The sequence below is a fragment of the Polaribacter sp. Q13 genome (genome assembly GCF_016858305.2).
Classification (GTDB): domain Bacteria; phylum Bacteroidota; class Bacteroidia; order Flavobacteriales; family Flavobacteriaceae; genus Polaribacter.
In genome coordinates this window covers 1,717,588-1,731,341 of record NZ_CP074436.1, presented here as the reverse complement: position 1 = coordinate 1,731,341, position 13,754 = coordinate 1,717,588, and the positions used below count along the sequence as shown (strand labels likewise).

General features: G+C 35.0%; 7 protein-coding genes, 2 tRNA genes and 3 rRNA genes. 6 read left to right on the top strand and 6 right to left on the bottom strand.

Features of this window, described 5'->3' with window-relative positions:
• Window positions 1–51: 51 nt before the first annotated feature.
• The 3 genes from JOP69_RS07245 to JOP69_RS07235 form a co-directional block, all read right to left on the bottom strand.
• Window positions 52–1,119: a hypothetical protein gene (locus tag JOP69_RS07245; RefSeq protein WP_203394940.1), complete on the bottom strand. Its 1,068-nt coding sequence runs from the start codon at window positions 1,117–1,119 to the stop codon at window positions 52–54.
• Window positions 1,120–1,130: 11 nt separating this feature from the next.
• Window positions 1,131–2,366 (bottom strand): site-specific integrase, encoded by a 1,236-nt coding sequence (locus JOP69_RS07240; RefSeq protein ID WP_203394939.1) that lies wholly within the window; start codon window positions 2,364–2,366, stop codon window positions 1,131–1,133.
• A 528-nt stretch (window positions 2,367–2,894) separates the two neighbouring features.
• Window positions 2,895–3,716 (bottom strand): transposase, encoded by an 822-nt coding sequence (locus tag JOP69_RS07235; RefSeq protein WP_215602686.1) that lies wholly within the window; start codon window positions 3,714–3,716, stop codon window positions 2,895–2,897.
• Between the two features lie 40 nt (window positions 3,717–3,756).
• On the opposite strand from JOP69_RS07235, the gene JOP69_RS07230 reads away from it, so the two are divergent.
• Window positions 3,757–4,919, top strand: a protein-coding gene (locus JOP69_RS07230; protein WP_203395325.1) for an IS3 family transposase whose coding sequence is annotated in 2 segments (ribosomal slippage) — window positions 3,757–3,994 and window positions 3,994–4,919 — 1,164 coding nt in all. Because the reading frame shifts where the segments join, the coding sequence is not laid out codon by codon here.
• A gap of 204 nt (window positions 4,920–5,123) precedes the next feature.
• Here the strand turns inward: JOP69_RS07230 and JOP69_RS07225 are convergent.
• Window positions 5,124–5,477, bottom strand: coding sequence for a transposase (locus JOP69_RS07225; RefSeq protein WP_215602677.1), 354 nt, complete (start codon window positions 5,475–5,477; stop codon window positions 5,124–5,126).
• 1,238 nt (window positions 5,478–6,715) lie between these two features.
• On the opposite strand from JOP69_RS07225, the gene JOP69_RS07220 reads away from it, so the two are divergent.
• The 5 genes from JOP69_RS07220 to rrf all read left to right on the top strand — a co-directional run bounded on the left by JOP69_RS07220 (window position 6,716) and on the right by rrf (window position 11,907).
• Window positions 6,716–8,233, top strand: a 16S ribosomal RNA gene (locus tag JOP69_RS07220).
• Between the two features lie 84 nt (window positions 8,234–8,317).
• Window positions 8,318–8,391: transfer RNA gene (locus JOP69_RS07215), tRNA-Ile, on the top strand.
• An 83-nt stretch (window positions 8,392–8,474) separates the two neighbouring features.
• Window positions 8,475–8,548, top strand: a tRNA-Ala gene (locus JOP69_RS07210).
• 191 nt (window positions 8,549–8,739) lie between these two features.
• Window positions 8,740–11,624: ribosomal RNA gene (locus JOP69_RS07205) — 23S ribosomal RNA — on the top strand.
• A gap of 173 nt (window positions 11,625–11,797) precedes the next feature.
• Window positions 11,798–11,907, top strand: a 5S ribosomal RNA gene (rrf, locus tag JOP69_RS07200).
• Together the 16S, 23S and 5S rRNA genes with 2 tRNA genes alongside form the textbook arrangement of a ribosomal RNA operon.
• A 165-nt stretch (window positions 11,908–12,072) precedes the next feature.
• Here rrf and JOP69_RS07195 read toward each other — a convergent pair.
• Window positions 12,073–12,228 carry a transposase gene (locus JOP69_RS07195; protein WP_252191228.1) on the bottom strand — a complete coding sequence of 52 codons (156 nt, stop codon included), beginning with the start codon at window positions 12,226–12,228 and terminating at the stop codon, window positions 12,073–12,075.
• A 1,190-nt stretch (window positions 12,229–13,418) separates the two neighbouring features.
• Window positions 13,419–13,568 (bottom strand): fibronectin type III-like domain-contianing protein, encoded by a 150-nt coding sequence (locus tag JOP69_RS18800; RefSeq protein ID WP_203395200.1) that lies wholly within the window; start codon window positions 13,566–13,568, stop codon window positions 13,419–13,421.
• Window positions 13,569–13,754: the final 186 nt, after the last annotated feature.

Here is a 13,754-nt window from a genome sequence, read left to right as displayed (position 1 = left end):
CGATTTTTTTATCGGAAATTAAAAGTAATTAAATTATTGGTAATGTTTGTGTTATGTTGTTTTTGTGGGGTTTTTTTTATTTTTTTTCGGGATATAAGATTCTATCTGTTTTACCGTTTTTTCATTTAAGAAACGATATTCTTCTGGGTTAACCCATCTATTGATAGTATCGTGTTCCTCATTAAGCTGAAAATAGTGTTTTATAACTTTAGATAGTCGAGTTTTGTTTTTTCCAATTACTTGATTCAGTTGTAGCACTTTTAAGAATTGTATAAATTTTTTAAGTTCTGGCTCTTTTATTTTACCTTTAAAAGTCTCTGTTTTTTCAGTGAAAGCAAAATCGGAAAAGTGGTTGGTCTTTATACTTGGAAATAAATTTTTTTGAAAAGTGTTTAAAATAACTTCAAATTTACTTTTGGTGAAACCATTAAGAGTTGTTAATTTTTCTTTTTTTAGTAGATGATCTTCAATTTTTAGCTTATTAGCGTCTATTTTACTATTCGATGTTTTTAAATCTTTTTTGATATTTATTATATTACTTTCTAATGAATTAATAGAAAGCTTATTATTTAATGTTTTATTATTTATAGTTACAATATCACTTGTATTTTTATTTACAAGATTTCTTACTGGTTTAAATTCTTCTTCTTTTATAAAGGTTGTCTGAACTTCCTTTACACTAGTTAAATTATCTTTTACGGATTTAATAGTCTGTTTATTATTTGAAGTCTTTTTATTTAAAATGGCAACTTCATCTTTAAGCTTTGTTGTTTCATTAGGTTTTGAGTGTCTTTTTTCACTTGACTCAAGTAGTTGTTTAGTGTAGTTTAGGAATTTTGTATTTAAAGTGCTTTTTTTCCAAATTCCAAATTCGACTAATACCATATAAAGAGGAAAATATGTGTATCCTAAATAAAGTATAAATAAAATAATTCCGAATTTGTAATCGAAAAAATTAATAATTACATTCTTATAAAATAGTTGGTAAACCATAAATAAGTGAATAATTAATAATATAACAAGGTTTATATTGAGTACTATTTTACTGTTGTAAAATTCCTTTTTACAGTATTTAAAGAGATTACTAACGCCTAAACTTATTGAAGCTGGATTTTCCATAGTTTTGTTTTTTAAATTTTATCCCAGTATTTAGTTATTTCATTTATTTTTAACTGATTTGGGATATGAGTGTAGGTTTCAAATGTTTTGTCATCAGTGTTTCCCGTGGTTAGTTTGATAATTTCTAGATTTATTCCCAAAGCAAGACTATTAGATACAAAGGTCTTTTTTGCGGTGTGGCTAGTTATTAAATCACATTTAGGGATTTCTTCATCAATGCGTTTACTACCAATGAATCGAGTAATGTTTACTTTTTGAGTAATACCAGCTTTTGCACATACAATTTTTAGGTATTCATTATATTTTTGAGAACTAATTTTTGGTAATGGTTCATAGATTGTCTCTTTATATTTTAAGAGTATTTCTTTCGAAAATTTATTTAGAGGGGTAATATGGTCTATGGTTCTTGTCTTTTGGATATTAAATCTTATATAATCTCCGTAGATATTAGAACTTTTTAAATTCTTTAAGTCACTGAACCTTAATCCACTAAAACTTGAAAAACAGTATAAATCCCTTACTTTATCTAGTTTAGAGTTTTCAAAATTAAAATTGTATAATTTTTTTAATTCATCTATTGTTAAGTAAATTACTTCAATTCTGTCTTTAGGTGCTTTAAATTTTTTGAAAGTTATGTTTTGGTGATAATCTCTTTCAAAAGCCCAATTCATAAAAGCCTTAATTCCTGTAACTAATTTACCAAAGTAATTGTTTAGTGTATCTCTTTCTTCAAAACAGTATGAAGTCAATTTTTCATAAAAATCTAAATTGATAGAATCAAAGTGCATGGTATAACCTGAAAATTCTTCGAATTCCTGAAAGAATTTTCTGTTAGATTTATATCTTCTAATAGAACCAGGAACAACTCTATTTTTAGATTTATCTATATATTCTTGATATATAGAAAAGAAATCTTTTTTTAAATTATTTTCACCAAAAGATTCGTCATTGATTTTATCAATAATATAATCTTTACCAACTGTAAGATCATTAGATCTTATATATCTAAAAATAATATCAATCTTGTCTTCAAAGTTTTTTATTTTCTGATTATACTCATCATGAAAATTATATTTTTCATTTTTTAGATTAGCTTTAATTCTGTTGTTTTTCCAATCTTTTTCAGACGATTTTACTCCTACTATAGTTTTTCTAGCTCTTTGTCCATTTATTGAGATATCTGCTCTGATAGGGCATAAGCCATTTTTATTTACTTTGTCTTTTCTTAATACAAATTTTAACTCCATTACTTAATTTTAGATTATGTTTAATTAACCTTTATTAAAGGTTATTCTAATAAAATAGAGTTATGTTTAATTCTAGTTTATTAAAAGGGGGACGAAAAGGTTTTAATAAGGGGACGAAACCATGTTTTTGGAAATATATAATTTATTAAAATTGATTATACTATCCCTTATTTATCAAATATATAGAGTTAAATTGTTTTAAACAAGGTTTTATTTATTAGTGAATCCTTCAGGGCTCACTTAAACCTTACTAGAAATAGTAAGGTTTTTTGTTTTATATAGGTTTTGTAAGGGTTTATAGTGCTTTCTGCTCTTTTTAATATTATCACTTCAATCAATTTATTAATCAATGTACACCTTTTTAGGGATCAAGTCAAAAAGTTGTGGGATTTAGAAATTAGGCATAAATATTTGAGAGTCTAAAAAGGAAAAATGGATCAAGTCAAAAAGTTGTGGGATTTAGAAATTAGGCATAAATATTTGAGAGTCTAAAAAGGGATCAAGTCAAAAAGTTGTGGGATTTAGAAATTAGGCATAAATATTTGAGAGTCTAAAAAGGAAAAATTTGATGTTTCTAACACCTCTAAATTGTGCTCTAAAGGCTTTAATTTTAGCATTAAAAGATTCTGCAGAAGCATTTGTGCTTCTATTGTCAAAATAGTTGAGTATATTCTGATAATGTACAGACATTGTTCTAGCAATGCTATTAAAGCTTTTAAACTTTGCTTGTCTTACCTTTTCATCCCATTTAGCAAGTCTAATTAAGGCAACAGTTTTATCTTTTGTTTGATTATAAATCCAGGATAAGTTTTGACATAAATTATATGCCTTTTCTATATCTGGATAATTTTTAAAAAGTATTTCAGCTCTTTCCTGTTGGGTGTTAGTCCACTTGTTACTAGATTTATATAATAGATATCTACTCCTAGCTAATAATTGTTTTAGAGTATCTCCATTTGGTAGTAGTTCAGGAACATATTTTAAGGAGTTGTTTTTAGCGTTTTCTATGGCGTCGTTTTCTTTATCTATTGCTTCCCAACGATGTTTAATTCTTATTTCTTGCAAAGCATCTAAAGCTAATTTTTGTACATGAAAGCGATCTATAACTAATACAGCTTTTGGAAATGATTTTTTAACGATTAACCCCATGTTTCCTGCCATGTCTAAGGTTACTTCGATTACTTTTTTCCGTTGTTTTAAAGCTATTTTATGAAGAATTCTAATAACATCTTCAGCTTTAGTACCTTTAATCATAGCGAGTAAAGCACCTTTCTTTCCGTTCGCATTTTTATTAGTCACGATAGTATATAAATCTCCATTAGAAAATGCTGTGGAGTGTCTACATTTGATGTGACGATTTTTATGAGGTTATAAATTTTATATTTGACTTATGGTAAAAAAGTATGACAATGAATTTAAAGTTATGATTGTAGAACTGTTAAATTCGGGCATTAAGACAAAACAAGTTAGTGAGGATTATGGTTTAAGCTTGAGTATGGTTGGGCGTTGGAAACGCGAATACAAGTTACAATCGGGTGATTTCTCAAAAAAAAAGGAGTTATCTATTGAAGCTCAAGAACTCAAGGCTCTAAAGAAAGAGTTAAAGAATGTAACCATGGAGCGTGACATCTTAAAAAAGGCGGTGAGCATCTTCTCCAAGAGCGACCTATAAGGTATCAATTCATTTTAGAAAACATTGATATATATCCAGTTGAGAAGATGTGTAAATCTATGAAGCTTAGTAAAAATGCTTATTATCATTGGTTTAAAAACAAAGATGTTATATTTTTAAAAACACCTAAAATACATTTAAAAGAAAGGATTAAAATTATTTTTAAAGAAAGTAAAGAAATATATGGTAGTTGTAGGATTCAAAAAAAGTTAGAACGAGAAGGCTTAATTTATTCTCGCTCTTATATCGGACTACTAATGAAAGAAATGGGCTTAAGGAGTGTTTTAAAAAGAAAATTTGTAATTACAACAGATTCTAATCACCAATATTTAATTGCAGAAAACATGTTAAATAGAGAGTTCTCTAGTCTTAAATTAGGAGAAAAATGGGTGTCTGATATTACTTATATTCGAGTTAATGATGATTGGAATTATTTAACAACCATCATAGATCTTGCAGATAGAAAGGTTGTTGGATGGTCTTTAAGTGAAGATATGACGACTCAAAATACGGTAATGAAAGCTTGGATTGATGCTCGTAAAACAAGAAATATTAGTAATAGTCTAATTTTTCATTCGGATAGAGGTGTACAATATGCGTCAAACAAAATAACCAACATTTGTGATTTTAATCTTAAAATAACCCAAAGTATGAGTAGAAAAGGTAATTGTTGGGACAATGCGGTAGCTGAAAGCTTCTTTAAGACAATAAAGTACGAATGGTTATATCGATTTAAATTTACGTCCTACAATCAACTATATGACTCTATAGAAGACTATATTTATTGGTATAATACCCAAAGATTACATTCTAGTTTAGGATATCTCTCACCGCTAGAAATGGAAATAAAATTGAGAGGAATTATTAAAAAAGTAGCTTAAGAAAATAGTCACAAATTTATTAGCTACTCCACTGTTTCATCTATGGAAAGATAACTTCCAATATTTTTAGGAAAAAGCAACCATTGTTCAGCATGCGGTTTTTGGTTCCATTGCTTAAAATCACTTAAATAATCTTTGTATTGTCTCTGTAAGCTCCTTGGGTTAACTCCGTAAAAGTTAGCGACGATACTTGTGCTTGTGGCGTTATTGTTGACTGATTTGTTTTAAAAAAGCAGCAAATTCACTAGTAATCCTAGTGCCTTTTGCTACTAATTGCCAATCTCTTACAACTACTTTCTTAGAACTTTCTTCCACCCAACGTCGTCTAATAACATGTAGAAAAACGTTTTTACCTCGGATTGGAAAATCTTGAATAGTCGCTTCAGGAAAAAAGCCTTTAGAACTTAATTTTAATCCTTTAAATTCTTCTGGAATCGTATTCAATTCGGTGAAATAGAAATGTAGTTCTCCATGTTTTACCTCGTGTTTAGTTAATTTAAAATAATCAACAAGAATTTCTGGTAGTAATAATTTAGCAAGTTCAATTGAAGTATCCAAAATAGAAAGAATTTAAAAGTCAAAGTTCTTCCTTTTTATTTTACTCCACAACTTTTTGTGTTGATCCGGTGTTAGTCCACTTGTTACTAGATTTATATAATAGACATCTACTTCTAGCTAATAATTGTTTTAGAGTATCTCCATTTGGTAGTAGTTCAGGAACATATAAATCTCTAGAAGAAAGGAAAAAAGATCATTTTAAAAAGTCTAAAAGAGTTAAGAGTTATGTGTTTCAAAAACTATTTATAAAGGAGGGATCAAATTTATGTTTTCTATGTTGCTATGTGTTTTAAAAGAATATCATTTTAAGCATTGCAACCCTATATATATATATTGAAGAAGAATCAAGAAGAACTCGCTAATATATAAAGACACAAACAAATTCTTTAGAGCTAAAAAGCACGATTATTATAATAATGAAGCTTCATTTTGAAGATAAAAGCCTCTAGGTAAGCAGAAGAATTACAAAAAAAAGGAATAATAAAAGCATAATACCTTCAAAATTCAACTTCCAACCAGCCTATGATTTCTATGTTTCTATGTGTTTAAAACAATCATCCACTTCCAAAACCACACCAAAACCTAAAACCCGAAAAACAACCTCAAAAAAACCTTCCTCATAAACCATTAAAAACAAGTGTCTTAAAACGCTATGTAAAATTAAACCAAAATAAAGGTAAAAAAATAGTTGTCAGAATAAAAATGAGTTGTAAGTTTGCACCCGCTAACAGGAATATCAGAAAGTTAGCAACGTTCATTGAGGAGTTGTAATTAGTTTAAGGATTAGTAGTTTAACTAAGTAGAGTGTCAAACTTTTATTTAAAAATAAATTAACAATTTCCTTAGGATTATAATTAAAAAGAGTTGTATGTTTGCAGTCCGAAATTTTCGACAAAAACGTTCAGTATTTTTTTAGTTTAAGAGCTAGCAAAAACAAATAAAAAAAAGTTTCTTTTTTTTATTGTCAGATTAGAAATAGTTTGTATGTTTGCAGCCGCTAAGGAATACAGCAAAAACGATCAGAGAAAGTTTGGAATGATAGTTAAAGATTATCAGTTAGTTCGAGTCTAACATTTCTACAAGTTAGGATTTATAACGAGTGTTTGAAAACATGAGTGCGAAGCCTAAAAGTTCATTGAAAATATTGAAATTGACAGCGTAATTAAAGAGTAGAATAACCACATTATTAATTTAATGTAAATTCTTTTGAAACTTATTCATTAAAATATTTAAAATATACAATGAAGAGTTTGATCCTGGCTCAGGATGAACGCTAGCGGCAGGCTTAACACATGCAAGTCGAGGGGTAACATTGTGCTTGCACAGATGACGACCGGCGCACGGGTGCGTAACGCGTATAGAACCTACCTTTTACTGGAGAATAGCCTTTAGAAATGAAGATTAATGCTCCATAGTATTGAGTTCCGGCATCGGGATTTAATTAAAGATTTATTGGTAAAAGATGGCTATGCGTCCTATTAGTTAGATGGTAAGGTAACGGCTTACCATGACATCGATAGGTAGGGGTCCTGAGAGGGAGATCCCCCACACTGGTACTGAGACACGGACCAGACTCCTACGGGAGGCAGCAGTGAGGAATATTGGGCAATGGAGGCAACTCTGACCCAGCCATGCCGCGTGCAGGAAGACTGCCCTATGGGTTGTAAACTGCTTTTATACAGGAAGAAACACTGGTATGTATACCAGCTTGACGGTACTGTAAGAATAAGGACCGGCTAACTCCGTGCCAGCAGCCGCGGTAATACGGAGGGTCCGAGCGTTATCCGGAATCATTGGGTTTAAAGGGTCCGCAGGCGGTCAATTAAGTCAGAGGTGAAATCCCATAGCTCAACTATGGAACTGCCTTTGATACTGGTTGACTTGAGTCATTTGGAAGTAGATAGAATGTGTAGTGTAGCGGTGAAATGCATAGATATTACACAGAATACCGATTGCGAAGGCAGTCTACTACGAATGTACTGACGCTGAGGGACGAAAGCGTGGGGAGCGAACAGGATTAGATACCCTGGTAGTCCACGCCGTAAACGATGGATACTAGTTGTTGGGTGTATGCTCAGTGACTAAGCGAAAGTGATAAGTATCCCACCTGGGGAGTACGGTCGCAAGACTGAAACTCAAAGGAATTGACGGGGGCCCGCACAAGCGGTGGAGCATGTGGTTTAATTCGATGATACGCGAGGAACCTTACCAGGGCTTAAATGTAGTATGACAGGACTAGAGATAGTTTTTCCTTCGGGCATATTACAAGGTGCTGCATGGTTGTCGTCAGCTCGTGCCGTGAGGTGTCAGGTTAAGTCCTATAACGAGCGCAACCCCTGTCGTTAGTTGCCAGCAAGTAAAGTTGGGGACTCTAACGAGACTGCCTACGCAAGTAGTGAGGAAGGTGGGGATGACGTCAAATCATCACGGCCCTTACGTCCTGGGCCACACACGTGCTACAATGGTATGGACAATGAGCAGCCATCTGGCAACAGAGAGCGAATCTATAAACCATATCACAGTTCGGATCGGAGTCTGCAACTCGACTCCGTGAAGCTGGAATCGCTAGTAATCGGATATCAGCCATGATCCGGTGAATACGTTCCCGGGCCTTGTACACACCGCCCGTCAAGCCATGGAAGCTGGGAGTGCCTGAAGTCGGTCACCGTGAGGAGCCGCCTAGGGTAAAACTGGTAACTAGGGCTAAGTCGTAACAAGGTAGCCGTACCGGAAGGTGCGGCTGGAACACCTCCTTTCTAGAGAAAGATGGTGAGTTACAAAAAAAGGTCATTTTTACTCTTTGCTGTTAATTTTATAATATAAGTATTTTAAGCTATTATAGTCTCGTAGCTCAGCTGGTTAGAGCGCTACACTGATAATGTAGAGGTCGGCAGTTCGAGTCTGCCCGGGACTACAAATAAGCAAAAGTACTAAGGAAATTCTGGAAGTAAGAGGATTCTACATTCATAATTTAGAATTTATTCTGAATTTCATAATGGGGGATTAGCTCAGCTGGCTAGAGCGCTTGCCTTGCACGCAAGAGGTCATCGGTTCGACTCCGATATTCTCCACAACGGCTTATAGTTGTTACTGATTTAATTATCAGTGGCGATTCGCCACAAGTTCATTGACATATTGGTAAAATGATATCGTAAGAATCAAATAGATAGAGAACGATTAGAGTAATATCTAATCAAATAATTTTTTTATAAAAATATAAAAGAGTTCATTATAGTGTGGCAACACACTGTAGCAAAAAGTACAATAAGTTAAGTAAGGGCGTATGGCGGATGCCTAGGCTCTCAGAGACGATGAAGGACGTGATAAGCTGCGATAAGCTACGGGGAGGGGCACATACCTTTTAATCCGTAGATTTCCGAATGGGGCAACCCGGCATGTTGAAGACATGTCACCTCGTAAGAGGAGTAAACCCGGTGAACTGAAACATCTAAGTAACCGGAGGAAGAGAAAACAATAGTGATTCCGTTAGTAGTGGCGAGCGAACGCGGATTAGCCCAAACCTATTTTGTTACGGCAAAATAGGGGTTGTAGGGCCACGATATTCGAAGATAAGTGAATTAGAACTGTTTGGAAAGACAGACCATAGAGGGTGATAGTCCCGTAAAAGTAAGCGAATTTTAGATAGTGGTACCCTGAGTAGTGCGGGACACGAGTAATCCTGTATGAATCCACCGGGACCATCCGGTAAGGCTAAATACTCCTGAGAGACCGATAGTGAACTAGTACCGTGAGGGAAAGGTGAAAAGAACCCTAAGTAAGGGAGTGAAATAGAACCTGAAACCGTACGCCTACAAGCGGTCGGAGCATCATTTATGGTGTGACGGCGTGCCTTTTGCATAATGAGCCTACGAGTTACTGTTTCTAGCAAGGTTAATTGATTAAGTCAAGGAGCCGTAGCGAAAGCGAGTCTGAATAGGGCGCTTTAGTTAGTAGTAGTAGACGCGAAACCGAGTGATCTACCCATGGGCAGGTTGAAGCTGTGGTAACACACAGTGGAGGACCGAACCAGTTGACGTTGAAAAGTCTTTGGATGACCTGTGGGTAGGGGTGAAAGGCCAATCAAACTCGGAAATAGCTCGTACTCCCCGAAATGCATTTAGGTGCAGCGTTGAGTAAAAGTTTTATAGAGGTAGAGCTACTGATTGGATGCGGGGGCTTCACCGCCTACCAATTCCTGACAAACTCCGAATGCTATAAAATGTTTCTCAGCAGTGAGGGCATGGGTGCTAAGGTCCATGTCCGAGAGGGAAAGAACCCAGACCATCAGCTAAGGTCCCCAAATATATGTTAAGTTGAAAAAACGAGGTGAAATTGCTTAGACAGCTAGGATGTTGGCTTGGAAGCAGCCATTCATTTAAAGAGTGCGTAACAGCTCACTAGTCGAGCGATTTTGCATGGATAATAATCGGGCATAAACATATTACCGAAGCTATGGATTAACGTTGAAAGACACGTTAGTGGTAGGGGAGCATTGTAATCAGCGTAGAAGGTGTACTGTGAGGTATGCTGGAGTGGTTACAAAAGAAAATGTAGGCATAAGTAACGATAATGGGGGCGAGAAACCCCCACACCGAAAGACTAAGGTTTCCTCAGCGATGCTAATCAGCTGAGGGTTAGTCGGGTCCTAAGGCGAATCCGAAGGGAGTAGTCGATGGATAACAGGTTAATATTCCTGTACTTCTTATAATTGCGATGGGGTGACGGAGTAATGAAAGCACCGCGAACTGACGGAATAGTTCGTTGAAACATGTAGCTATTAGACTTGTAGGTAAATCCGCAGGTTTAGGTGAAGTGTGATAGTACCAAGCGTCTTCGGACAATTGGATAGTGTGCCTAAGGGCTTCCAAGAAAAACCTCTAAGCTTCAGATTATAAGAACCCGTACCGTAAACCGACACAGGTAGTTGGGATGAGAATTCTAAGGTGCTCGAGAGATTCATGGCTAAGGAACTAGGCAAAATAGACCCGTAACTTCGGGAGAAGGGTCGCCCATCTTCGGATGGGCCGCAGTGAAAAGGTCCAGGCGACTGTTTATCAAAAACACAGGGCTTTGCTAAATTGAAAGATGATGTATAAGGCCTGACACCTGCCCGGTGCTGGAAGGTTAAGTGGAGGGTTTAGCTTCGGCGAAGATCTGAAATGAAGCCCCAGTAAACGGCGGCCGTAACTATAACGGTCCTAAGGTAGCGAAATTCCTTGTCGGGTAAGTTCCGACCTGCACGAATGGTGCAACGATCTGGACACTGTCTCAGCCATGAGCTCGGTGAAATTGTAGTATCGGTGAAGATGCCGATTACCCGCAGCGGGACGAAAAGACCCCGTGAACCTTTACTATAGCTTAGTATTGGCTTTGGATAAGTAATGTGTAGGATAGGTGGGAGACATTGAAGCGGCGTCGCTAGGCGTTGTGGAGTCGTCCTTGAAATACCACCCTTTGCTTATCTAGAGTCTAACTCAGAGATGAGGACAGTGCTTGGTGGGTAGTTTGACTGGGGTGGTCGCCTCCAAAAGAGTAACGGAGGCTTCTAAAGGTACCCTCAGTACGCTTGGTAACCGTACGTAGAGTGCAATGGCATAAGGGTGCTTGACTGAGAGACATACAGGTCGATCAGGTTGGAAACAAGAGCATAGTGATCCGGTGGTTCCGCATGGAAGGGCCATCGCTCAAAGGATAAAAGGTACTCCGGGGATAACAGGCTGATCTCCCCCAAGAGCTCATATCGACGGGGGGGTTTGGCACCTCGATGTCGGCTCGTCACATCCTGGGGCTGGAGAAGGTCCCAAGGGTTGGGCTGTTCGCCCATTAAAGTGGCACGCGAGCTGGGTTCAGAACGTCGTGAGACAGTTCGGTCTCTATCTGCTGTGGGCGTTAGAAATTTGCGTGGATCTGACTCTAGTACGAGAGGACCGAGTTGGACTGACCTCTAGTGTACCTGTTGTTTCGCCAGAAGCATAGCAGGGTAGCTACGTCGGGAAGGGATAAGCGCTGAAAGCATATAAGCGCGAAACCCACCACAAGATGAGATTTCTTTAAAGGGTCGTTGGAGATTACAACGTTGATAGGTCATAGGTGTAAAGGCAGTAATGTCATAGCCAAGTGATACTAATAACCCATAGACTTATGTACGCTTCCCGCCGAAAGGCGGGAGCACAGACTCTTTATTTATTACGAAAAAAACGATATTATTTTACCATATGTTAACTTATACAGTTGGCAGTGAAAATAGTCAGCAGTTGGCAGTAGCAGTATTTATACTGAGACTGAAAACTGAATACTAAAACACTGCATACTGAAAATCTTAGGGTGGTTATAGCATTGGGGCTCACCTCTTCCCATCTCGAACAGAGAAGTTAAGCCCAATCGCGCCGATGGTACTGCATTTATGTGGGAGAGTAGGTCGCCGCCTTTCTTTAAACCTCAATTCTTACGAATTGAGGTTTTTTTATGCTCTAAAATGAAATGTTTTGTATTGCTTGGATTCGTTACAAAACTAACATTAGCCATTAGTACTTCTTTATGGTAAGATGCTGTAACAAATTGAGTATCAAACATTATTTCGGGGAACCGTTAAAAATTATGCATATAATTTAGTTAATCTATAGAGGAAGAATTTGACATCTCTTACGCCTCTAAATTGTGTTCTAAATTCCTTTATTTTTGCATTAAAAGATTCAGCCGAAGCATTTGTACTTCTATTATTAAAGTAGTTTTGTGACGGTATTCGTTGCAAACGTGCACTAGCCAATTGTCTAATTCTGAATTTAAAATCTATTTATTTTTTTTAAGATAAGATTCTCCCCAACAATTATTCTTGATCCGTTTTGTGACGGTACTCGTTACAAACGAGCACTAGCCTTGGAATCAGTTATTGTCATTTGTTCATCAGAATATATTTTAGATTCTTATAAGTATTCATTTTGAGGGTCTGAAAAATATCCTATGCTTAATCACACACTACTTTATATTGTTATGTGATTTTTATGATTTTATTTAAAAATCAATTCTTACGCATTGATTTTTCTTTGCTTTAAACTGAAATTATGTGTGTGATTTTGTGACGATACTCGTTAGAAAAGAGCACTAGCCTTGGAATGAGTTATCTTTATTTTATTCATTAGAATTTATTTTAGATTCTTATAAGTATTCATTTTGAGGGTCGGAAAAATATACTATGCTTAATTACACATTACTTTATATTGTTATGTGATTTTATTTAAACCTAAATTCTTACGCTTTGAGGTTTATTTTTTATGCTAAACTCAATTGTTTGTTATGTTTATGTGTGTACTCGTTGTAAACGAGCACGATTCATTGGTTGAAAAGACAAACTGGGTTACAAAAAGGCATTAGGGGTGTAAACATTGGAATGAATAACCTTGGTTTATTTTATCTTATTTTCAAATTCTTTTTATTGTTTTCACAATCTGGTGTTATTTTCGATTCATACAGAGATTAATTTAAGATACCTGAGAAGCTTAAACAAATTTAGTATGACTAATTTTTTTCTTCTCTAGAGCTGGATTCTTATTCGGAATTGTATTCTTTTTTGCGTGAAGGATAGAAGTGTAAAGCCCACAGTGAGGTACGAACGAGGACTTGTAGCGATAGCCTGACCATGCTTTTTTTTGCATGGACACGCCCTTAAAATTCTGTTGTTAGAATATTTGTAACTAGGTTATTTTATTGTTCTTTATATTATGTTTGATTTTGGTTTATAAGGTATTTATGAAGTGCTATTGTTGGTTATTACTATGTTCTCTGTAATGGATTAAAAAAAGCTAATTGAAACTTATTCAATTAGCTTTTTTATGTTGTTTTCTGATTGTTTTATTATCTTTTACTTTACTTTAATTTTTAAAGTTGAAACAATATTATTGACGCATTACCTATAAATAATGGATATTTGCCTTGCTCTACACTCTAGTTAGAAATAGTTTCATCGTAAAAAGCTAAGTCGGTTGTTGTAATGGTAATTTCTACATTTTGAGAGGTTCCTTTTTTGATAAATATTTTTTGAAACCTTTTTAGTTCTTTAAGTATTCTTTTAATCTTAGATTTACAAACGATCAAATTGGGGGTAAAAGTTAGTTTTTCTGATTTAAAGGTTGTTTTATTAACTTTAAAAATACCATATCCCTAATTGCGAACAATTAGATCTTCTTTATTTAATTACTCTATGACTTTTATTTTAAATAATAATTTTCTTTAGTAGTAAAAACACTTTTTTAATCTATTCGTTTCTTTAAAAAAAAAAAG

What these genes read in the sequence shown, in the direction of transcription:
- JOP69_RS07240 (WP_203394939.1), bottom strand. Translation starts at nt 2,366, where the DNA reads ATGGAGTTAAAATTTGTATTAAGAAAAGACAAAGTAAATAAAAATGGC.
- JOP69_RS07245 (WP_203394940.1), bottom strand. Translation starts at nt 1,119, where the DNA reads ATGGAAAATCCAGCTTCAATAAGTTTAGGCGTTAGTAATCTCTTTAAA.